At 47.2% G+C, this 22,872-nt stretch carries 22 protein-coding genes; 20 read left to right on the top strand and 2 right to left on the bottom strand.

The features are described 5' to 3' along the window. Nucleotides 1–143: 143 nt before the first annotated feature. The 11 genes from AB7D94_RS08315 to AB7D94_RS08365 all read left to right on the top strand — a co-directional run bounded on the left by AB7D94_RS08315 (nucleotide 144) and on the right by AB7D94_RS08365 (nucleotide 16,225). Entirely contained in the window at nucleotides 144–1,094 is a 951-nt protein-coding gene (locus tag AB7D94_RS08315; protein ID WP_420265327.1) for an SDR family oxidoreductase, read from the top strand. A 57-nt stretch (nucleotides 1,095–1,151) separates the two neighbouring features. After that, complete coding sequence (locus tag AB7D94_RS08320; protein WP_420265328.1) at nucleotides 1,152–5,828, top strand: response regulator; 4,677 nt, start codon at nucleotides 1,152–1,154, stop codon at nucleotides 5,826–5,828. Continuing rightward, nucleotides 5,828–7,762 (top strand): transporter substrate-binding domain-containing protein, encoded by a 1,935-nt coding sequence (locus AB7D94_RS08325; protein ID WP_420265329.1) that lies wholly within the window; start codon nucleotides 5,828–5,830, stop codon nucleotides 7,760–7,762. The genes AB7D94_RS08320 and AB7D94_RS08325 overlap by 1 nt, the downstream gene beginning before the upstream one ends. Nucleotides 7,763–7,883: 121 nt before the next feature. Continuing rightward, a complete protein-coding gene (locus AB7D94_RS08330; protein WP_420265330.1) occupies nucleotides 7,884–8,765 on the top strand; it encodes a phosphoribosylaminoimidazolesuccinocarboxamide synthase in 882 nt (293 codons plus the stop codon). Further along, nucleotides 8,759–10,483 carry a GAF domain-containing protein gene (locus AB7D94_RS08335; RefSeq protein ID WP_420265332.1) on the top strand — a complete coding sequence of 575 codons (1,725 nt, stop codon included), beginning with the start codon at nucleotides 8,759–8,761 and terminating at the stop codon, nucleotides 10,481–10,483. The genes AB7D94_RS08330 and AB7D94_RS08335 overlap by 7 nt, the downstream gene beginning before the upstream one ends. Before the next feature lie 257 nt (nucleotides 10,484–10,740). Next, entirely contained in the window at nucleotides 10,741–11,565 is an 825-nt protein-coding gene (locus AB7D94_RS08340) for a UbiA-like polyprenyltransferase (protein WP_420265334.1), read from the top strand. 12 nt (nucleotides 11,566–11,577) lie between these two features. Beyond that, complete coding sequence (locus AB7D94_RS08345; RefSeq protein ID WP_420265335.1) at nucleotides 11,578–12,303, top strand: segregation and condensation protein A; 726 nt, start codon at nucleotides 11,578–11,580, stop codon at nucleotides 12,301–12,303. A gap of 46 nt (nucleotides 12,304–12,349) precedes the next feature. Then, entirely contained in the window at nucleotides 12,350–13,129 is a 780-nt protein-coding gene (locus tag AB7D94_RS08350; RefSeq protein ID WP_420265336.1) for a tetratricopeptide repeat protein, read from the top strand. Between the two features lie 10 nt (nucleotides 13,130–13,139). After that, nucleotides 13,140–14,450, top strand: coding sequence for a tRNA (N6-isopentenyl adenosine(37)-C2)-methylthiotransferase MiaB (gene miaB, locus AB7D94_RS08355; protein ID WP_420265337.1), 1,311 nt, complete (start codon nucleotides 13,140–13,142; stop codon nucleotides 14,448–14,450). Between the two features lie 50 nt (nucleotides 14,451–14,500). After that, nucleotides 14,501–15,742: a tRNA (N(6)-L-threonylcarbamoyladenosine(37)-C(2))-methylthiotransferase MtaB gene (gene mtaB / locus AB7D94_RS08360; protein WP_420265338.1), complete on the top strand. Its 1,242-nt coding sequence runs from the start codon at nucleotides 14,501–14,503 to the stop codon at nucleotides 15,740–15,742. Nucleotides 15,743–15,994: 252 nt separating this feature from the next. Then, entirely contained in the window at nucleotides 15,995–16,225 is a 231-nt protein-coding gene (locus AB7D94_RS08365; protein ID WP_420265339.1) for an LA_3696 family protein, read from the top strand. 34 nt (nucleotides 16,226–16,259) lie between these two features. On the opposite strand, the gene AB7D94_RS08370 is transcribed toward AB7D94_RS08365, so the two are convergent. Further along, nucleotides 16,260–16,745 carry a DUF2335 domain-containing protein gene (locus AB7D94_RS08370; protein WP_420265340.1) on the bottom strand — a complete coding sequence of 162 codons (486 nt, stop codon included), beginning with the start codon at nucleotides 16,743–16,745 and terminating at the stop codon, nucleotides 16,260–16,262. Further along, complete coding sequence (locus AB7D94_RS08375; RefSeq protein ID WP_420265341.1) at nucleotides 16,708–16,932, bottom strand: hypothetical protein; 225 nt, start codon at nucleotides 16,930–16,932, stop codon at nucleotides 16,708–16,710. The genes AB7D94_RS08370 and AB7D94_RS08375 overlap by 38 nt, the downstream gene beginning before the upstream one ends. Before the next feature lie 164 nt (nucleotides 16,933–17,096). Here AB7D94_RS08375 and ruvA point away from each other — a divergent pair, with 164 nt between their 5' ends. From ruvA to AB7D94_RS08420, 9 genes are all read left to right on the top strand, one after another. Then, a complete protein-coding gene (gene ruvA, locus AB7D94_RS08380; protein ID WP_420265342.1) occupies nucleotides 17,097–17,672 on the top strand; it encodes a Holliday junction branch migration protein RuvA in 576 nt (191 codons plus the stop codon). A 7-nt stretch (nucleotides 17,673–17,679) separates the two neighbouring features. Further along, the gene (ruvB, locus tag AB7D94_RS08385; protein ID WP_420265343.1) at nucleotides 17,680–18,693 is read left to right on the top strand and encodes a Holliday junction branch migration DNA helicase RuvB; all 1,014 of its coding nucleotides are present in this window, start codon (nucleotides 17,680–17,682) and stop codon (nucleotides 18,691–18,693) included. Continuing rightward, nucleotides 18,694–19,248, top strand: coding sequence for an epoxyqueuosine reductase QueH (locus AB7D94_RS08390; RefSeq protein WP_420265344.1), 555 nt, complete (start codon nucleotides 18,694–18,696; stop codon nucleotides 19,246–19,248). Nucleotides 19,249–19,376: 128 nt separating this feature from the next. After that, complete coding sequence (locus AB7D94_RS08395; RefSeq protein WP_420265345.1) at nucleotides 19,377–19,973, top strand: hypothetical protein; 597 nt, start codon at nucleotides 19,377–19,379, stop codon at nucleotides 19,971–19,973. A gap of 211 nt (nucleotides 19,974–20,184) precedes the next feature. After that, the gene (locus AB7D94_RS08400) at nucleotides 20,185–20,832 is read left to right on the top strand and encodes an RNA polymerase sigma factor (protein ID WP_420265347.1); all 648 of its coding nucleotides are present in this window, start codon (nucleotides 20,185–20,187) and stop codon (nucleotides 20,830–20,832) included. Further along, complete coding sequence (locus AB7D94_RS08405) at nucleotides 20,822–21,121, top strand: hypothetical protein (RefSeq protein WP_420265348.1); 300 nt, start codon at nucleotides 20,822–20,824, stop codon at nucleotides 21,119–21,121. Before AB7D94_RS08400 ends, AB7D94_RS08405 begins: the two co-directional genes overlap by 11 nt. Next, the gene (locus tag AB7D94_RS08410; protein WP_420265349.1) at nucleotides 21,118–21,507 is read left to right on the top strand and encodes a hypothetical protein; all 390 of its coding nucleotides are present in this window, start codon (nucleotides 21,118–21,120) and stop codon (nucleotides 21,505–21,507) included. Before AB7D94_RS08405 ends, AB7D94_RS08410 begins: the two co-directional genes overlap by 4 nt. 125 nt (nucleotides 21,508–21,632) lie before the next feature. Then, nucleotides 21,633–22,064 (top strand): EF-hand domain-containing protein, encoded by a 432-nt coding sequence (locus AB7D94_RS08415; protein WP_420265350.1) that lies wholly within the window; start codon nucleotides 21,633–21,635, stop codon nucleotides 22,062–22,064. A gap of 86 nt (nucleotides 22,065–22,150) precedes the next feature. After that, on the top strand, nucleotides 22,151–22,759 hold the full coding sequence (locus AB7D94_RS08420; protein ID WP_420265351.1) for a GDSL-type esterase/lipase family protein: 609 nt from the start codon (nucleotides 22,151–22,153) through the stop codon (nucleotides 22,757–22,759). The last annotated feature ends 113 nt before the right edge of the window (nucleotides 22,760–22,872 follow it).

Consider the following 22,872-nt stretch of genomic DNA (forward strand, 5'->3'; position numbering starts at 1 on the left):
GATTATACTATACATACTACCAGTATCGTTCTTGCCTTCACCGAGAATCGCTGAATAGTCAGGATAATTGTTTAACTCTCAATAATAAATATGTTACCATACGAGAAAGCATATTTTAACTCACTTATAAAGAGGGATTTGAGATGACCATAGGAAGCGGTGCAGTATCAGGAGTTCATGTCGTAACGGGGGCGTTTGGATTTTCGGGTAAATATATTGCTCAATCACTGCTGAACACTGGCGTTAAAGTTAAGACCATCACAAACTCACCAAACCGGCCTGATCCCTTTGGAGGTGTCGTTGAGGTATTTCCGTTTAATTTCGACAAGCCTGGCCTCCTCATAGACACACTTGGCGGCACCGATGTCTTATATAACACATACTGGGTTAGGTTTAACCACAAGCTCTTTAAACACGCCGACGCCGTTGAAAATACGCTTACACTTTTTGACGCGGCCAAAAAGGCCGGCGTTAAGCGCATCGTCCATGTAAGTATAACAAACCCGAAAGAGGACTCACATTTGGAATATTTTAGCGGGAAGGCAAGGCTGGAGCGTGCGCTGATTGATTCCGGTATGTCTTACGCCATCGTTCGGCCAACTGTCCTGTTTGGCAAGGAGGATATATTAATCAATAACATCGCCTGGTCATTGAGGACATTCCCCGTGTTTGGCATATTCGGCGACGGCAGCTACAGGCTTCAACCCATATATGTGAAAGACCTCGCAGAACTGGCCGTTGACGTCGGTAAAATAAAGGACAATATAATCATTGACGCCATAGGCCCTGATACCTTTACGTTTAGAGAACTGGTTTCAACCATCGGGGAAATCATCGGCAAACGAAGGCCAATTGTGACCATATCTGACGATCTGGGATATTATTTCGGCAAGATAATGCAACATATTACAGGGGATATACTGATTACGCGGGAAGAGATAGACGGCCTCAAGAGTAATCTGCTTTATGTACGCTCACAGCCCACCGGCCAGACAAGCCTTACCCAATGGCTAAAGGAACATGCCTCTACCGTCGGAGTACGATACGCCAGTGAACTCGGCAGACGAGTAAAAAGAACCGGCTCGTACAAATAGACGCAAACGTGGTGCTGGCCGCGACACAATTATTAATAAATTTGGTATAATTGCCTGATGAGCCTTATAACTTCCAGAGATGGGTCAGTGTACCCCAAAAAGCTGTTTATCTTTGTGCTGTTTTCTACGGTGTTGTTTTTTGCCGTAGTAGTGTGGCAGGGATTGGCTTCTATCAGGGACATTGGTGCTGTGAAGGCAAAATATTTTCGCCTTCAGGAGCTTATAGGCATTATCTTAGAAAACGATGAGGTGCTCACAATGTCTGCCCGCATGGGGGCCGCTTCAGGCGACCCGCAGTGGGAGAAGCGATACTCGGACGCCGACCCCATCCTCGACGCCGCTATCAAAGAGGCAATGAAACTCCTGCCGGAACAACAACTCCTTGATAGCATAGCCTCAACAGACGCCGCTAACATTGAGCTTGTCAAAATGGAAAAACAGTCTTTTGATCTAGTCCATCAGGGTAATTTAAAAGAGGCGTCAAACCTGTTATTCAGCCAGCAATATGCAGACCAGAAGGCCCTATATCGCGAGGGTATCAACAAGGCCATACTGTACATGAAGGCCGCGATTAAAGACGCCCTGCAGAGACAGCAAAAGCGGGTATATTCCACTATTTTCATTATGGCTGTCGTCTTCCTAACAATGATAGTCTCATGGCTCAGGCTCCTCAAAGCATACAAAGACCACAGCGCCAGGCAGACGCAGGCACTGGCCGCCATGACAGACTCGGAGGAAAAGTCGCGTCTAATTGAGGAGACCGCCCGGCAGGCCGAAATCGGCAAGGTGCTGCAAACATGTAAGACCTTCACAGAGTTCGGCAATGTGCTTACATCAAGCCTGGCCCCTGTTATGGGCCTCGTATATGGCGCATTCTATGTAAACAACCAGGCACAGGCAACGCTGCAAAGATTTGGCGGCTATGCCTGTGAGGACATTGACCGCGACCAGACGGTTAAATGGGGACAGGGACTTGTCGGACAGGCAGCCCTTGATAAGCGGGCAATTTCCGTAGTGCTTTCATCTGATGACAACGTCTCAACGCCTATCGGATTAGGCAGCCTGATTATCAGAAATGTTCTGCTTGCGCCGGTGGTGCATAAGGATGAGGTTCAGGCAGTTATAGAGCTTGCCTCTATGGGGCAATTCGACGAGAGACAGCAAGTTTTTCTTGATACCCTGCTCCCTGTCGTCGCTATGAACATGGAGATTCTGTCGGCAAATATCGAAACCCGTGAGCTGCTCGAAAAAAGCCAGATTCAGGCGCTTGATCTGTCAGTCTCGCAAGAGCAATTAAAGGCGCGAGGGGATGATTTGGAGGCAAGCAAAGAAATCCTTGCCCAGGCCGAGGAGCGCAGCCGCCTGATTCTGACCTCCGTAAGCGATGGGATTCTTGGTCTGGATACCGACGGGAGGATTACATTTATTAATCCCGCTGTCTCCGCGTTACTTGGCTACACCGATGATGAGATGGTAGGGCAGCGGATGCACGGGCTAATGCACTACAGCTATCCTGACGGCAGGAAGTTTCCAATAGGTGAATGCTCCATGTTCCTGACATCTCAGGATGGGCAGTACAGGAAGATTGACAATGAAGTCCTGTGGCACAAGGACGGCACCCCGCTGCCGGTTGAATATACAACGACGCCGGTATACAAAGGAAACCTAATAGTTGGCTCTGTTATCGTAGTACGTGATATTACAGAGCGTAAAAAGGCGGAGGAGCAGTTACGTCTGGCCGCCTTCCAAAGCGACCAGGCGCTTGACCTGTCTAAGGCCGGCTATTGGCATGTCCCTCTGGATGGCTCCGGCTGGTACAACTCCTCAGAGCGCGCCGCCAATGTCTTTGGCGACATCCCGCGCGAGGGCTGGCGCTATCGCGTCATGGAGGAATGGTTTGTAAACGTTGAGGCGGGAGATAAAGAGGCATCTGTAAGAACACTTGAAAACTTTACGGCGGCCGCCCAGGGACTCATTCCGGAATATAATGCGATCTACGCCTATAAGCGCCCGGTTGATGGCCGCGTAGTATGGATTCACGCCCTTGGCCGCGTGGTAAAGGACGCCACCGGCAAACCCACTGACATGTACGGCGTAACGCAGGACATCACTGAGGCCAAACTGTCTGAGGACATCATACTGGAAAACGAGCGCCTTATGCGCTATATGCTGGAGACAAGCCCTGTGGCCGTTCGCATCATGAACAAGAGGACAAATTCACTTATCTTTGCCAACCAATCGTACGCCCGGATGTTCAACGCCAGCCTTGATGACATGATCGGCATCAGCCCACGCCAGTTCTACCAGGACGGGAAGGTCTTTGATGAGTATTCAAAACGCTTAGCCAGTGGTGAGGACCTCCTTAACCTGCTGCTTGGGCTTAGGACTGTTGATGGCAAAGACCTATGGGCGGTAGGTTCCTATATCCATGTAAAATACTCGGGTGAGCAGTGCATACTTGGGTGGTTTTTTGACGTGACAGAGCTCCGGCACGCCAAGGAAATCGCGGAGGAAGCGACTAAGATGAAGTCAGATTTCCTTGCCAATATGAGCCACGAAATCCGCACCCCGATGAATGCCATCATAGGCATGTCGCACCTCGCCCTTCAAACCAATCTCGACTCAAGGCAGCGCAACTATATCGAAAAGGTTGACTCTGCCGCCAGAAATCTCCTTGGCATTATCAACGATATTCTCGATTTTTCAAAGATAGAAGCGGGCAAGATGCAGTTTGAAACTGCGGACTTCTACCTTGAGGACGTCATGGAACATATGGCCGACCTCTCTGTTGTGAAGGCACAGGACAAGGGGTTAGAGTTGCTATTTGACATAGGAACCGATGTGCCGACAGCCCTTATCGGCGATTCTCTAAGGCTGGGCCAGGTGCTGATTAACCTTGTCAACAATGCGATTAAATTTACCGAAAAGGGCGAAATTACTGTTGGTGTTCACCGTATTGACGGTGAGGCCGCCGATATGTCAGACACGGTACGGCTGCGTTTTGCAGTCACGGACACAGGGGTTGGCCTTACCGAGGCGCAGCGTAAGAAATTATTTACGGCATTTTCTCAGGCGGATAGCTCCACCTCGCGCAAGTACGGCGGCACCGGACTAGGGCTTACTATCAGCAAGCGCCTTGTGGAGATGATGGACGGCGAGATAGGTGTTGAAAGTACGCCGGGTGTGGGCAGCACATTTTATTTTACCGCCACATTCGGCCTGCAGACCGACCAGCACCCACTCTCAGACACATCTTCTGATGACCTGACTGGACTGCGCGTCCTGGTGGTTGACGATAACTCAGGCGCCCGTGAGATAATGCTCTCCATGTTAACCTCTTTTAATTTCGACGCCTCCTCCGTAAACAGCGGAGCGGACGCCTTAGCCGAACTTCACCGGGCACAGCAGCAAAATAAACCTTACAGATTGGTGCTTATGGACTGGCAGATGCCGCAGATGGACGGTGTGGAAACTATTAAGCATATTCGCTCAGACGCCAAACTGTCCAATACGCCGTCCTTTATAATGGTAACGGCTTACAGCCGGGATGAGCTGACGCAGCGGCTGCAGGACACACAGGTTGAGGGGCTGCTGGTGAAACCGCTGAGTCCATCAACTTTGCTTGACAGCATACGAAATTCCTTTGGCAAGAATGTTTCAAAGCGCCCTCGCAGACAGCAAAGGCAGGATAATTACAAAGAAGCCGAGTCCCTCGTACGTGGGGCATACTTACTGCTGGTTGAGGATAACGAGGTCAACCAGGAACTGGCCCTTGAAATCCTTCGTGGGGCGGGTATGCGCGTTGACGTTGCCGGTAACGGTGTTGAAGCGGTTGCTATGGTCGCTCAGGCCGACTACGATGGCGTGCTTATGGATTGCCAGATGCCCGTGATGGACGGCTTTGAGGCCACACGCAAGATTCGTGAGGATAAGCGCTTTGCCGCGCTCCCCATACTTGCCATGACCGCAAACGCGATGGCAGGAGACAAGGAAAAGTGCATCGAATGCGGCATGAACGGCCATATTGCCAAACCCATAGATGTCGGGCAGCTCTTTAATACCCTCGCGCGCTGGGTGAAGCCGAAAGCACCCGCGGACATAGATGTCGCCACTGAAACAGTAAGGGACGATAAGCTGCCTGATATCGCCGGCCTTGAAATATCAAACGCCCTGAACCGCGTCGGGGGCAATGTAACGCTCCTGCGTAAACTAATCGTTCGATTCAGCGAGACACAGGCCGACGTGATAACACGAATTATGTCGGCCTATGAAAAAAGCGACCTTGAAGCCGCAACCCGTGAGGCACACACACTTAAAGGGCTTGCCGGCAATATCGGGGCGGCTAAGATGTTCGATTTGGCGGCCACAGTGGAAGGTATTCTGAACAGGGGCGGGACTGGCGGCCTTTCTCTGGCGATTGAAGAGGCGGAGACTGAGCTAAATGGCCTGCTTGGAAGGATTTCCGCGGGGATGCCGCGTGAGGCTGAGGCGGTAAGGCCGCCTGCCGCATTGGATATGGACACGCTCAGTAGTGATTTAAGAAGACTTGCGACGTTTTTGGCGGACGATGATTCACAGGCTGCTGATGTGATAGACGGTGTGGTTGATATGCTCAAATCCGCGGGACATTCAGGAGCGGCCAAGAGGGTGCAGACAAGCATCACGAATTTTGATTATGAGGAGGCCCTGACGGTGCTCAGGGAGATTGCGGTGGCCGTTGGGGTGGATATTTGATGGCGCGGTTAAAGTTAAGACGAAAATTGAGGCGCTATATCGCGGTGGGCATACTTATACTGCTGATTGCCGTGTTGTTTTTTACTAAAACTGCGATGTTATCTGAGACCGCCTCTGACAACATGACAGTAGCATTGACGCCGGAGGAGAGAGAATTCATCAAGGGCAAAAAGGTGCGCTTAGGTGTGGATTCGGCGCGTCCGCCGTATGAGTTCATTGACGACAAAGGGGTATATTCGGGCATGAGCGCCGGCTTTATAGAGACCTGTGCTAAGCGTCTTGGGATTGAGATTGTCCTTGTGCCCGGCCTTAATGTCGGGGCTGCCATGAAGAAACTGAAAGACGGCGAAATAGATGTCATCCCAAAAATCTCGCCCGACCCGCAACGCACTAAGGATATGCTGTTTACAAGGCCGTATTCCACATTTGCCGCGGTTATTGTTACACGTCAGGATGTTCGATACATAAGCGGTGTGGATAATCTTGAGGGCCTTAATGTGGCCGTGCTAAAGGGCCTGATAGTGGAGACACGCGTCAGGCGGGACTACCCCAATATGCCTCTTATATCGCTTCCTGATATACGCACCGCACTGTTGGAACTTTCCGCGGGCAAGATAGATGTGCTTATTGATAACCTTGCAATTGTATCCTATAACATAGACAGGCTTGGGCTTAATAACCTTAAAATAGCCGGCCAGACCAAGTATCAATATGATATGGCCTTCGGCGTTAGGAAAGACTGGCCGCTGATGGCCTCCGCCCTTGACAAGGCCTTATCAGGCATGTCGAAACAGGAAAAGGCCGAAATAACTGACCGGTGGCTCAACGTGCAGTATCAGCCTGGGATTAACTGGAGGGTCGTTGGCCCGATTGCCGCGGCACTGCTCGTTATAGTTATATTTGTGGCCATTTGGAACCGGCGCCTGAGGGCCGCGGTAAGCCAAAGAGATGCAATTCAAGAGGAGATGAGGCAATATGCCAAAGAACTTGAATCCCGCGCCGCCATAAAGTCGCATATCTCACAAATATCCGCAGTGCTTCAAAAGGCGGTGACGAACGAGGAACTGGCCAGTGAATTTCTTTCCTTCGCGGCGCCTCTGCTTGGCGCGGCCTATGGGGTGTTGTATATCTTTGATAAGAAAGAACAGGTGCTGCGCTCATCAGGCGGCTATGGCTGCGACATGAAAGACAGGACATTTGCCATTGGGCAGGGACTGGTCGGGCAGTGCGCGCTGCAACGTGTGCCGATTACGATGAAAGGACAATCGGGTTGCGGCATTGTCATCAACTGGGGAATAGGCAAGGCATCCCCTGCCATGATTACCCTGCGCCCTGTCATACAGAACACTAAGCTCGTAGGGGTTATAGAACTGGCGGGCATGGCGGCCATGAGCAAAGACGCCCTCGCACTCCTTGAAGAGTTGACGCCCATAATTGCCGTGAACATAGAAATCCTTAACCGCAACCTGCACACCAAACAACTGCTTGATTCAACTCAACAGCTTGCCGATGAGCTGAACTCTCAACAGAGGATATTGAAAGAGACCGAGACATGGTATCGTGACATCATCGAATCCTTACCCGATGCAATACTGGTAGTGAACCAGGCAGGTGAAATAATTCTGACCAACCTTATGGCCGACAAGATATTTGGATATGGCCACGGGGAACTTATTGGCCAGAGCGTTGACATACTGGTGCCAGGGGCAATGCGTGCGCAGCACCACACTAAGCGTGACGCATTCTTTAAGATGTATGAAATGCGCCGTGAGGAGATGGGAACTGATGTTCATGGAGTTACCGTTACAGGGGTACGCAAAGACGGCTCTGAGTTTCAGGCGGCATTAGGACTGTCGCCACTGGCAGAGGATAGTTCAAGGGGGATATGTGTCTGCGCCTCAATCAAAGATATTTCAACACTAAAGCGCCCGTGAGGTCCATGAAGATTGGGGGTGCGCGATGTGGCGATGATTATTAACCGAACAGGACATTTCTATTTTGCACGTGATGATTTATTATGTTGACAATAACGTATCCAATAATTATACTAACACTATGACAAATAATGTTGTGCTTAACACTGACTTTTCGGATTTACGTCTTGTTAAAAGAGGTAAGGTAAGGGACATCTACGATCTCGGCCAGCACCTCCTGTTAGTGGCAACTGACAGGTTGTCGGCCTTTGATGTGGTGCTCCCGGATGGTATCCCTTCCAAGGGCGATGTGCTTACCGCTATTTCGGCCTTTTGGTTTTCCCATGTAGAGACAATTGTTAATAATCACATAGTTGCAACAGACGTAGATGCCTTCCCCGATGCCTGCCAAAAATATAGGGAGATACTTAATAAAAGGACGATGCTCGTTAAGAAGGCAGGCCCGCTTGCGGTAGAGTGCATTGTCAGGGGTTATTTATCAGGCTCCGCGTGGAAGGAATATAAGAGGGACGGCACGGTGTGCGCGATTAAGCTGCCCGGTGGATTAAAGGAATCAGAGAGACTGCCAGAAGCAATATTTACTCCAAGCACGAAGGCCGAAAAGGGCCACGACGTAAATATTTCTTTTGATGAGGCCGTCTCCATAGTTGGGCGCGATGTTGCTGAAAAGTTAAAAGGGCTGAGCCTTGCGATATACCACAAGGCGGCTGATTACGCCCTCGGTAGGGGTATCATAATTGCCGACACAAAATTCGAGTTCGGCATCTTAAATGGGCAGCTAATCCTGATAGACGAATTATTAACCCCCGACTCATCACGCTTCTGGCCACTAAAAGACTATGAGGCGGGTAGGGCGCAAGAGAGTTTCGACAAGCAGATAGTCAGAGATTACCTGTTGACGTTGGACTGGAATATGGATTATCCTGGGCCAGGGCTACCGGCTGAAATCATTGCTAAGACCTCTCTTAGATATAAAGAGATACTTGGGATATTAACATGTTAGAAGATGATAAACAATTAATTCTTACCTGCGGCTGGTGTAAGAAGATAAAAAACGACGCCGCATGGCAGACCGTTGAGGAGTTTCTTAATTCAATGGGCTATGCCAACATTACGCACGGGATGTGTAGTGAGTGCTCAGAGAAGATATTCCAAAAAAGGGTCTATTTGGAGAGTTATCAAAATATCTGCAAGGCCATAAGTTCAAGTATCGCTTTAGATGAGGTTCTGAATCTGATTGTTACAAATATCGTAAGGGTAATGAACGTCAAGGCGTGTCTTTTAAGGCTGATAAATAAAAAACTAAGGACTTTAGACGTTGCCGCCTCGTTCGGGTTATCCGGCGATTATGTTAACAAGGGGGCGGTGACCTTTGACCAGAGTTTGGAAGACGCGATGTCGGGCAAGCCTGTGTCCATATACGATGTCGCGGACGATAAGAATTCGATATATTTTCATGCCGCAAAAAAAGAGGGTATCAGGAGCATCATGAGTGTCCCGTTGCGATTCAAAGACGATATTATCGGGATAATGAGGATGTACACGGCTGAGCCGAGAAACTACTCGGACGAGGATATGAAATTTGTCTCAGCCATAGCTGAGCAAGCCGCGATGGCGATAATGAACGCCAAGGAGTTTGAGACTATCGTATCGCGGGAAAAGGAATACCTGAGGGTATTTCGGGAGATATCCAAGGCACTAAGCTCTTCGCTGAACCTTGAGGAAATCCTCAATATGATTGTAAGGACAATCCCTGAGGCCATTCAGGTAAAAGGGGCTACGATAAAACTTATAGACGAAAAGACAAAGAGGATTAAGCTTGCGGCGGCATACGGGCTGAATGAGGATTTTTTAATAAAAGACCCCACGGGAAAGGAACTCAATATCATGGAGGCGCTAAACCACCTGTACTCACAGGGGGCGTCGCTGCCTTTTTTAAAGGACAAGGACATGAATATCCTTGAGGAGCTGAACTATAAATCGGTCTTTATTTACGATGCCACGACAGACCCCCGGGTCATGAACAAAAAAGACATAATAGAAGAGGGCATAAAAAGCATCCTATCAGTTCCTATACTGGCAAGGGGCAAACTAATCGGCGTAATTAAATTGTTTACCGGCTGGCTTAGGAATTTCACTCAGGAAGAGGTGGACTTTGTTACGTCCTTAGCCGAGCAGTGTGGACTTGCGATAGTCAACGCGACCATGTACGAAAAACAATACAAAGAGGTAACATATTTAAAAACCATTCAGGAGATAACAAAACTCAGGACGAAGACGAAGGATTTCAACGAGGTGTTAAATCACATCGTTAAGCGCCTGCCTGAGATAATGAATACAAAGGCGGCAACCATACGGCTGTTAAACCGGGAAAATGAGAGACTTGAACTGGTGGCGGCCTCTGGCCTGAGCGACGAGTACCTCAACAGAGGCTCAATTGAGTTTGAGGAAAATATAAAGATTGCCCTCAAGGGAGAGCCTGTAGCCATCCACGACGCGGCAAACGATGCGCGAATGATCTTTAACAAAGAGGCCCAAAGGGAAGGGATTCAGAGCATCCTCGTCATCCCCCTGATGCTCTACAATAACATTATAGGCGTCCTGAGGCTCCTGACCAGCGAGCCGCGGGTCTTCACAAGCGATGAGATAGACTTCGCCATGGCCCTTGCGGAGGAGGCGGCAATAGTGATCGAAAATGCCCGTCTGCAAAATAAAATATAAGTTGAGCCAATTGCAAAACACAGATGCTCTCTGTACCTTCAACTTCCTGGATTCCTGCCTTCGCAGGAATGACAGACAGGGGGCTGTTGTATAATGACAGACAAGGGACTGTTGTATAATGTTGTCATTCCCGCGAAAGCGGGAATCCAGTCTTTAAGAGCGAACAAAAACTGTACGCATTTATTCATTTTGCAAATGGCTCACTTGCAAGCCACCAGTTAATGGCCCCCTACGCGCGCGTAATATCATACCTTAAGATGATTAAATTCTCGCATTCGTTGTTTGCGCTGCCGTTTGCCTTCTCCTCGGCCATTTTAGCGGCCGGAGGTCTTCCTCCAGCTTATAAGATACTCTGGATAACGGTTGCGATGGTCTCAGCCCGTTCAGCGGCCATGGGATTGAACAGGGTAATAGACAGGAGGATAGACGCCCAAAACCCCCGAACAAAGAATCGTGAAATCCCCACCGGAGTTATCACCGTTGCCGACGCGGTGGCCTTTGTGGTGGTGTCTTCGATTATCTTTGTGGTCTCGGCATACATGTTAAATCCCCTGTGTCTTATGCTCTCTCCGGTAGCGCTTGCCATCATATATCTTTATTCTTATACGAAGCGATTCACATGGGTCTGCCATATAGTGCTTGGGGTGGCCATAGCCTTTGCGCCGCTTGGGGCGTGGATAGCGGTCAGGGGGAGTTTTACTATTGAGGCGGTGCCACTGCCAGTGGCCGTTGTGTTGTGGCTGGCGGGGTTTGATATTCTCTATGCCCTTGCCGATATCGAATTTGACAGGAGCCACGGGCTGCATTCTATACCTCAGCGCTTCGGCATAAGGACGTCTTTGAATATAGCGAGGGTGTTTCATATGGTTACATGGATTTTTTTAATCATATGCGGCGGCGTATTTCATATGGGAATAGTTTATTATACCGGGATGGCAATCGTGGCCGGTCTCTTAATATATGAGCACAGACTGGTCAGGCCGGGGGATTTAAGTAAGCTCAACATGGCCTTTTTTAATATGAACGGGTATATCAGCATAACGGTGCTCGTGTTTATCGCGTTTGATAAATTGCTTGGATAGGGGAAGGAAACAATGGCCAGCGGGGAAGTGTATAAGATAAAATTAGATGTATTTGAAGGACCGCTTGATTTGCTTCTGTCGCTAATTCATAAAAACAAGATAGACATCTACGACATACCGATAGCCTTTATCACCGGGCAGTATCTTCAATATTTAACCATTATGAAGGATTTGAACATTGATGTCGCAGGTGAATTTATCGTAATGGCGGCCACACTGATACACATAAAATCAAAAATGCTGCTGCCTGCCGAAGAGAGGGTAGGGCAAGAGGAAGAGGAAGACCCACGTATGGAGCTGGTTCAGAGATTAATCGAGTATCAGTCGTATAAGGATGCTGCATTTTCACTAAAGGAAAAGGAGGCGATTTGGGAAAACATATTCTCAAAGGAACCCGACTGGGCAATTGAGGGTGCTAAGATACAGCAACAGCCATACCTGATTGACCTTAGTCTGTACGACCTTATAAAGGCGCTTCAGTGCGTCATAGACAAAAAACCCTTTGAGATAAGGTCTATAACAAAAGAAAACTTGACCATTAAAGATAAAATTGCTATTATTACGGAGAGGCTTGAGCTGGAGAAAGATAAGATATTATTTTATAGTTTTTTTACAGACGCGGCAACGAAAATGGAGGTCATAATAACCTTTCTTGCCCTGCTTGAGATACTTAGGTTGGGGCTTGCTTACGCGTTTCAGGACGGTGAGTTTACGCATATATGGATAAGAAGGCGTTGAACACAGGAGATTTGCTGAGGGTAAAAAAAAGGATGGTGGTGGGGTTATGATAAAAAGAATGAATGTGCGATATTGCGTCGGCGTATTGTTTGTGTTAACGATGGTAGTGTCCTGTACAAGTACCGTGACTACACGTACTGTAACACCTCAGGTAGATAGTGATAATAACAATAGTAGTAGTAATAGTAAGAAAGATAATCAGGTCAAAGGGCATTATGCCCATGGAGTTTCAAAGATGAAGGAGGACGACTACCAGGGTGCCTTTGTGGAATTTAAAAAGGCGCTTGAGATAGACCCAAAAGATAAGGATTCCTTAAACGCCCTTGGCCTTGTCAATCATCGGTTTGGTGATTATACAAGTGCAAAGGAGGCATTTCTAAAGGCAATCGCCTCAGACAAGAATTTCTCTGACGCATATAATAATCTCGGCATAACCTGTGCTGTCATGGGTCAATGGGCCGAATCTGTAGAGGCGTTTAGAAACGCGTTAAAAAATCCCCTTTACGCCACACCGGACAAGAGCTATCAAAATCTCGGATTCTCCTTATACAGGCTTGGCAAATACGACGACGCCATCAAGTCTTTCAGGGATTCCCTTTCGAGAAATCGAAACAACATAGGGTCATACTTAGGCATAGCCCTCTGCCACAATGCCGCCGGACGATATGGCGAGGCCAACGACGCACTGATGGAGGCGATACGCCTTGCCCCGGAGTATAAGGGCAACGTTCAAAAGGCACAAAAAGACTTTGAACAGAAAAGACGCTCAAGCACTGGCATAACCGCACAGGACTATGCAAACTACCTTGAGATATTAAATTATTGATGGGCTGCTGATGGACAAAGTCGCATACCTGCAGACATGGGGCTGTCAAATGAACGTCCACGACACGGAGAAAATAGCCGGGGTTCTGAGGGATGAGGGCTACGCCTTCACCAATGAACCAGAGGACGCCGCCCTGATAATCCTCAACACATGCAGCATCAGAGAGAAGGCGCAGCACAAATTCCTGTCAAGATTGGGGTATTTTAAACGCCTGAAAAGAAAGACCCCGGGGCTGCAGATAGCCGTCGCAGGCTGCATTGCCCAGCAAGAGGGTGAGCGGTTTTTGATAGACAACCAATACGTAAACTTTACATTCGGGCCGCAGAACATAGCAAAACTTCCGGAACTCATCCTCAGCGACAGACGAAAGGCCGCCGTAGAGGAAAATCCCGCATTGGCAGAGACAGATATTGCCGCCGTGAGAGGCGACGGCACAAGGGCTTGGGTAAATATCATGTACGGCTGTAACAACTTTTGCAGCTACTGCGTCGTTCCACACACAAGGGGCAGGGAGCGCTCCAGGCCAATTGACAGTATTGTCAACGAGATAAGAACACTCTCAGGTGAGGGCTATAAGGAAATAACCCTGCTTGGCCAAAACGTAAACTCATATAAAGACCCAGGGAATAGTTTTGATAAGAACTCTTCTTTCCCGCGGCTGCTTGAAGCCATAAACGCGATAGAAGGGATTGAGAGGATTCGCTTTGTAACGTCTCACCCCAAGGACCTCTCCCTGGAGTTGATTCATGCAATAAGGGATTTTAACAAGGTGTGTGAGCACATACACCTGCCGCTTCAGTCAGGCTCGTCACGAATCCTTTCCCTGATGAACAGAAAATACTCCTACGCACAGTATCTTGATAAAATAACCACCCTAAGAGGACACATACCAGGTATAACAATCACATCGGACATAATAACCGGTTTTCCCACCGAGACCAACGAAGACCAGCAACAGACACTTACAGCGTTAAAAGAAATCGAATTTGATGGCGTCTTCGCGTTTAAATACTCAAAACGCCGTTACACGCGGGCAGCAGAGATGGAAGGGCAGATTGAAGAGGATATTAAATCAGACAGGCTTAAAACAATCCTTGAATTGCAAGATGTTATAACAGATAAAATAAACAGGCGGCTTCAGGGTCAAAAGGTGGAAATCCTTGTCGAGGGTGAAAGCTCCTCAGACGTAAATCATTGGACAGGCAGGACGAGGACAAATAAGATAGTTAATTTCACACCCGAAAAATCCATTAAAAAAGGAATGCTTGTCACAGTAACCATAACAAACTCTTTTAGACATTCACTGCAAGGCCGTCCCTAAGGACTATCGGCTGGTAATTAAGTGTTCATGAGGGGTAATAATAGGCGGCAATGAAATTTTGTGTGCTGACCCTTGGCTGCAAATCCAACCAATCTGAAAGCAGCCTGATAGAAGCAATTTTAACGGGAAATTCCCATCAAAAGGTATCGCTTGAAGAGCAGCCGGATGTCTGCGTAATAAACACATGCAGCGTTACGGCTAAGAGCGACTACCAGTCGAGGCAACTGATAAGGCGAGCGTTGAAGGCGGGGGCGTCGGTAATTGTGACGGGCTGCTATTCAGAGCTTAACGCCCACCAGATAGGACAGATAAGCAAGGAAGTCGAGATCGTAAAAAACGAGGACAAGGGCGAGTATTTCAAAGATAAATTTGGGCCGGGCTCAAATCTCAGGTCAACAAATTATGGAAACAGCCGCGCCTTGCTAAAGATACAGGACGGCTGCAATGCCTCCTGTACATACTGCATAATACCACAAACCAGAGGGGCGTCAAGGTCGAGGCCAGTGGAGGAAATAATCAGCGAGGCCAAAGATATCGAGGCGGCAGGGTTTATGGAACTTGTCATAACGGGGATTCATATAGGCTACTATGGGGTTGATCTGAATCCTAAGATAGAACTTTCAGAACTTATTGAAAACATATTGGTAAATACTAATAATTTAAGAATCAGATTGACCTCAATAGAGGTAAGTGAAATAACAGGCAGACTTATTGAACTCTTTGAAAACGACAGGATTTGCAACCACATCCACGTACCGCTGCAAAGCGGAGACGATCAAATATTGAAAAAGATGAACAGGCCATACAGCACCGCCGACTTCAGGGCAACCATATTACGCCTTGCGCAATCTATTGATAACATATCAATTGGTTCTGACGTCATTGTCGGTTTTCCTGGTGAGACGCATGATAATTTTAAAGATACCTATGGCTTTATCTCATCCATACCACTGACGTACCTGCATGTATTTCCATATTCAAAGAGAAAGGACACGAAGGCCGCAACCATGCCCGGGGCCGTGGATGAAGGGATAAAAAAACAGCGCGCGGCGCACCTGAGAGCATTGTCTGATGAGACGAGGCGTGCGTACATGTCTGACCAGGTTGGGAAGAGCCTGTGCGCGGTAGTTGAAACTATTGAAGGCGGCGCATTTGGCGGCACAACTGGAAATTACCTGAAAATAATATCAGAGACAGTGCCTGGATATGAAGTACGGGAAAAACGCCTTGTAAATCTCATAGTTACTGGACAGGAAAATGATCGTCTTACGGGAAAGCTGATAATAATCTGATAACCTGCCATTTTATAAAGAATAATCAATTGCTTAATAGTTAGACAATAACGGTAGAAGCGCTTAAACAGGACTGCTGCAAGGCAAATTCACATGATTACCGACAATTTATCAACAAAACATGTTGATATAAAATGTCTGATAAGATATATTATGTAAAATAACTGATATGGTTAAATCTATGCTCCGGCACGTCTGCCGCCGTGCATTCGTATGCTTGAAAAATATCAAAAGATAAGGTATAATCATTACATGAGCGTGATAACGATACCGGAGGTATTAAGAAAAAAACTCGGCGACGACGGCGCAGAGGCCCTTGTCAGGATTATTAACGATGCTGATTCAAGCTCCCGTAAAGACTTAGCCACAAAATCTGACCTTGAAAGTGCCAAGGCTGACATCATCAAGTGGGTAGCCGCCATGCTCGTGGCGCAGGCTGCTTTGATAGCCGGTATGTTCAGGCTGTTAGGACTTGTTAAATAGTACCCGCCTTAAACGCTGCCAGTTCGACCTGTGTTCAGGCCTTAGACTGCGGTGATGTTTGTTCTTTTTCCTTTTTTGAGCCTTGAAAAAGTTCTTTGAATACAAATGCCGTAACCAGACTGACAACCGTTGTGCCGCCTATTATTGAAGCTGTCGTTTCGGCATGTAATAAAAGTGCGACTAAGGATGCAGCCAACCCTGATATTCCAATTGTAAGCCCATATATTTGCCCACGCTTACGCTCGTTTGCTCCTAAATTGAGAGCAATTTCATTTTGCCTCAGAACTTCGTCTCTCATCTTATGGGCATGTCGTTGTTCACACTCTGCCATTGACAATATTCTTTCCGCAGTTCCAGGTAAAACCTGTTCATATCTTTGAAAGGATACAGGGTCTGGCAAAGGGCCTGAATGCGATGAGATAATACCTGTCACCTTGGGAACTGGCATTTCTTTGTGGACAGGAGATGTGGTCATCAGACCACTATTTATCTTCTTCGACTTTTTTATCGTCTTCGACATCTGCAATGCTCATGGCATGGCTGATATAACCTCCAACGGCTACCCAATAACCGTGAAGATTTTCAGCGTCTGTTTGAAGAGAGCCATTTATATCTATGTTTGACAGATATTCGCTATAATCGGTGTTTGGGTATATATCAAGGACGCTTCCGATACCCTTAAATATATTTCGTGTTCGTCTGGTCATAATGACCATTATAACAATCAGTTATATAAAAATACAATCCCCCTTTTGTGCGCTGGTTAAGACGGTATTGGAGGTTCAGTCATACAGACAGCTTAAAATCAGCGTCAAGTCGTCAGGTTATTATATAGCAATTAACTTACACATTGCTGTATTATAGAACTCCGATGATTGGTTCGCTCAGAGGAAAGATTTTGCGTAAAAAGCCTGACATGGTTTTACTTGAGGTAAACGGCGTCGGCTATGAGGTGCATTGCCCTATAAGCGTGCTTACTTCAATACCCGGCGAGGGACAGAGTGTGTTTCTGTTCATCTATACGCATGTGCGCGAGGATATACTGCAGCTTTACGGCTTTCTTAAAGAGGAGGAAAGGTTTATTTTTACGAAGATACTATCTGTCAGCGGTGTCGGGCCAAAGCTGGCCCTCGCGGCGCTTTCCGGCCTTTCGGCTGATAAGTTCGCCTCCGCCGTTAATTCCAACGACATTGACACACTTACCGCTATCCCCGGTATCGGTAAAAAAACAGCCCAGCGCATCGTACTCGAACTCAAGGAGAAACTCCCCGTTTCTACCGCGTTTATCAACAGGGATTACGAGGACGCCCTGTCCGCACTTGTCAATCTCGGCTACAAAAGGACAGACATTATACATATCCTCGAAACACTTAATAAAAAGGGAATTCGTGACCTTGAATCTCTTCTGAAAGAATCCTTAAAATTGTTATCAAAGACTGACCAGTGACCAGCAAGTGAAAGAAGATAGAACGATTCAATCGCAGCAGATAGTCTCCGAGGATGGGCAGATAGACTACACGCTCAGGCCGGGGACTTTTCAGGAGTTTATCGGGCAGACAAGGATTAAGGAAAACCTGGGGATATTTATTGAGGCGGCAAGGCGGCGCGGTGAACCCCTTGACCATATATTGTTTTGCGGCCCACCTGGCCTTGGTAAGACCACTATCGCAAATATCATAGCCAACGAACTAAATGTTAATATAAAGACTACCTCAGGGCCGGTGCTGGAGAGGGCCGGTGACCTTGCCGCCATTTTGACGAACCTCTCTGACAACGACATCCTCTTCATAGACGAGATTCATCGCCTGCCCCGCATCGTAGAGGAAATAATGTACCCCGCCATGGAGGATTTCAAACTTGATATCCTTATTGGGCAGGGGCCAAGCGCAAGGACGCTTAAATTAAATTTGCCCAGGTTTACCCTAATCGGGGCAACCACCAGAACCGGTCTTTTGACCTCCCCCCTAAGGGACAGGTTCGGCGTCATTAACAGGCTTGAGTACTACGGCCATCCAGACCTTGTGGTGATAATAAATCGCTCAGCGGCGATTATTGACGTAGAGATAACGGACGAGGCATCGCTGGAGATAGCGAGGCGGTCGCGCGGCACACCCAGAATCGCCAACAGGCTCTTAAAGCGGGTCAGAGACTTCGCCCAGGTAAAAAACAACGGCGTTGTTGATTTAAAAATAGCCCAAATTGCCCTTGCGTCTTTAAATATAGACAAGCTGGGGCTTGACGATATGGATAGAAAGGTACTGCTGACGATAATTGAAAAATTCGGCGGCGGCCCTGTGGGGATTGAGACCATCTCGGCCTCAGTCAGTGAGGACAAGGACACAATAGAGGATGTCTATGAACCATATCTGTTGCAGGAGGGCCTGCTTGAGCGTACCCCGCGAGGTAGGCTTGCAACCCCCCTCGCCTATGAACACCTTGGCAAGGCAGTTCCACACCGGCTGTTTTAAATGAACATACTGCTTCACATATGCTGCGCTAACTGTGCCGTATTCCCCATTGATGTATTAAAAAAAAGGGGCATAGAGGCGGCGGGTTTCTGGTACAACCCCAACATCCATCCACTCACCGAATATGCCCTGCGCCTCGATGCCGTAAGACAGCTTACCTCTCATAATGGGTTTGAAATATACTACGACAATTACTACGGCCTTGAGGAATTTATTGAAATCGCTGCTCATAAGGGAAAAGACAGATGTGCCGCCTGCTACCGAATGCGCCTTACCCAAACCGCACTGAGGGCAAAGGCCCTGAACTATGACGCATTTTCAACCACCCTACTCTACAGCATTTATCAAAAATACGAGGTTATCGTTGAAACGGCATCTGACATTGCAAATAAATATTCAATCGAATTCTTTGAAGAGGATTTCAGAAAGGGTTGGCACGAGGGCATTGAGATGTCCAAAAAACTCTCCCTCTACAGACAGAAATACTGCGGCTGCATTTACTCAGAAATGGAGCGCTATGCTGGGAAAATTGCAGACGGCCTCAGGCTTTCGTGACATTAAACTGCTGATTTAATTTTCTTTATTCCTTCTTGTGTAACCTTTTTCTAAACACGACGTCTAACATTATAGTAAGTTAACTTTTAGTTAACAAAAAAAAAGAAGGCAAAAAAGGAGAAAGAAAGATGAAGAAGATTTATGTCCTGGCGGTACTGATGGCGGGTTTGTTAATCTTTGGGCAGCAGGCATTTGGTTTTGGAGGCCCAGGCAACAGCGGTCCTGGTAGCAGCGCAATGATGCCATTACCCATAAAACCACTCCTTGTGACAGGAAGCGACGGCACTGCATATGTTGAATCAGTGAATACCGCAGGTACAGTTTCTGGCAGCCTCACGTCAAACATAACGGCAATAACCTCGTCAGGGGCAAAGCAGGCTATAGCCGTGAATGGCAAGGTCATGAGTCTCGTTATGGGAAAAGACACCTCATCAAGGGACACGCTTGTTGCAGTTGCCAGTGTCCCTCCCCAGTCCACAAATTCAACACCAGGCAGTCCTTCGACGGTGCTGTACTTCGTATCGCTGCCGTTTAACCAGAGCGCCACACCCGTGTCAGTCAGTTTAGACGGTATGAACGCATCTGAGCCGGTGTTCGTAAATGGTTTTGTGTATATTACCACTTCATCTGTAACCTTTAGTAACAGCGGTACGCCGGGCAGCCAGACCTCGTATCTGTATATTGTCGGCACAAACGGCTCGATAGTTTCACAGGTTGCGTATTAGACAATAACCCTTTCACCCTCCAGCGCGGCTGCGAATTCTCCTGTTGGGATTGGCAGCCGCGCCCCTGATTGTCCACTGAAGGCTGCCCTGATCTCAACTGAGTGCACAGGGTTAATATTTTCTTATCGTTTCCAATTTTTTTTGTGTAACCTTTTAATAACCTGAACGTCTATACTTATAGAGTGGTTAAATATATATGGAAGAGGAAGAGATGAGTGTACAGACAATGGGTTATAATTTTATACCGGTGGGTATTGCTGCGATGCTCAGAGATTCGTTTGACATAACCATGGCAGACACAGTTTTTGTTAAAGATAGTGAGCCTGGGGCAGCCGATATGATTTATATCAACGCGGTATTGGCCGGTGACGAAGAGGCGTTTAACGAATTAGTAAGGCGTTATAAGCGCAAGGTATTTAAAATAACGGCACGTTTTACGCGTGATCAATTTGAACTGGACGACATATGCCAGGAGGTGTTTATCAAGGCGTTTAAAATGCTTGGCAAGTATAGGGCGGATGCGCCGTTTGAACACTGGCTGTCAAAGATCACTATCAATTGCTGCTACGACGCCATTAGGAAGCAAAAAAGCAGGGCGGACGATGTCCCTCTTGAGGATGTCGGCGAATTTGCTGCTGCTCCTTCATATAATAAAGAGAAATCATACAGGGAACTATACGGCGCGCTGGACAGACTCCATCCAAAAGATAAGATGATAATTGTGCTGCTTGAACTGGAGGAGAAATCTGTACGAGAAGTAGCGGAGCTTACCGGATGGAGCGAGACAAATGTAAAAGTGCGCGCATTCAGAGCGCGCTGGAAACTTAGGAGATTCCTGGAGGCAAACCATGAAAAATAAAAGGCTTGACGAGCTGTTTCGTGAGGTACGAAACAGCAGACCAGATACATCCGGTCTGGAGCGAAATTTCGAGACAAGACTGGCAAGGCGTTTCCACGCGAAAAAAGAAAACCAGTGGAATATCTACGAATGGTCATGGAAACTAATGCCATATTTCATAGCGTTAATTATATTGCTGAGCACATTGGGGTTTGGCGTAACATCGCATAAACAGAAAGACTATTACTATACATATACCACAGGGTTAGAGCAAACTGTGCTCATGGCCTATATGAAGGACAACAGATGAGAGACTATAAAGGGATAGCCGGTGTACTGATAATTTTTCTGATTGGCGGCATTGTCGGCGCAATCATCACCCAATATGTGTGCAGTATCAAAATGGAGCATATGCATCCTGGCGGTACAATGGGTGGTCCTGGACACATGACCGATATGATCGTCAAACATATCACTAAAGACCTGGGACTGGATAATGAGCAGAAAGAGAAATTACGAGTGATAATGGACAAAATGGATAAAAAAATGGCGATAATTCATAAACAGGTATTTCCTCAGATAAAATTGATCATTGAAGAGGCGGACAATAGCACTATGTCCATTTTACGTGCCGATCAAAAAGAGGTTTTTAAGACATTTATAGAGCGAAGGAACGCCTTTGGCCCCTTTAATTAAGAGCAGCACAGACTTTTTTGCCCAAAAAGGAGGTGATTCGCAGTGTGTGAAGCAGTATGACAATATTTGAATAACTGCGTGGTATTTGTTAGGGAATTATAATACAACAAACAGGAGGAACCCTAATGGTTTCAGGAGCAACTACAGGGCCAAGTGCAGCAGATATGGCACAGATGAGTCAGAAGATGTTTAAGGCTATGGACACAAACGGAGATGGTCAAATCTCTAAAGCTGAGACGCAGGCCTTCAGTGATAAGATGAAGGCCAGGACAGGCAAGCAAGGTCCGAGCGTTGATCAGTTCTTTTCACAGTTCGACACTGATAAAAGCGGCAGCATAAGCCAGAGCGAATTCGACAGCGCCAATAAGCAGATGATGGATAAGATGAAGGGTATGGCAATGAAGATGGGCGCTAACGGCGGATCCACCATGAATGCCTCAGGCAATACCTCAAACGAGGATTCAACGCTGTTACAACTTAGCGCGTATTCATCTACCTCTGGTGCGGGCAGTTCAAAAGAGAAGGATGCACAGAAAAGTACCAGTGTCTATGCGTAGCAGCTAAAGATTTTCGGTAAGGGTTGGCAGTGATTGTCCTGTCAACCCTGGATTGACGTACCACCTGAAAAAAAAGGAGCCGCATTATGAGAAGACTGATTATTGCGTCATCTGTATTAGTAGTTATCGTTCTATTAACTGTCAACCTGACAGCCAAAGCATCCACTGAGAAAATCGTGTTTCTTGGCGACAGCCATATGGCATTTACCGATTGGAATGGCTTGTTTTCCAATGGCGACATAATAAACCGCGGGATAAATGGCGACGATTCTCAAAGAATATACAATCGCCTTGAGTCTATAATCAAGGACAACCCGAAAAAGGTTTTTATCATGGTTGGCACAAATGATATTTTCAGAGGTGTTACCCCAGAAAACTTCATTAAGACCTATGACAATATATTACGTGTCCTGACAAAAAAATTGCCACACGCGGAGATATACGCCATGACTATATTACCTGTTAATCTTGAAAATGACGTCGTCTATAACAAGATTGTAGTCTCTTTAAACGAGAAAATAAGACAGGATGTGGAGTATCATAAAAATGACAACATAATGTTTTTGGACATATACGAGTCGTTCACCTCGGCTGGCACATTAAAGTTAAACCCCGCATTTACATTCGACGGCATACATCTGTCAGACCAGGGATATCTGAATTGGAAACAGCAAATCAGGCCGTATGTGATGTAATCACCTATTTTTTAATAATGGGGTTATTTTAGCAGAAATGGAGCGCTATGCAGAAGAGATGTAAGCGTCAAGAAAACCCCATCTTTACAGTGGGGGTAGCAGATGTCATAATG

This window comes from Candidatus Magnetominusculus dajiuhuensis, from assembly GCF_046044395.1.
Classification (GTDB): Bacteria; Nitrospirota; Thermodesulfovibrionia; order Thermodesulfovibrionales; family Magnetobacteriaceae; genus Magnetominusculus; species Magnetominusculus dajiuhuensis.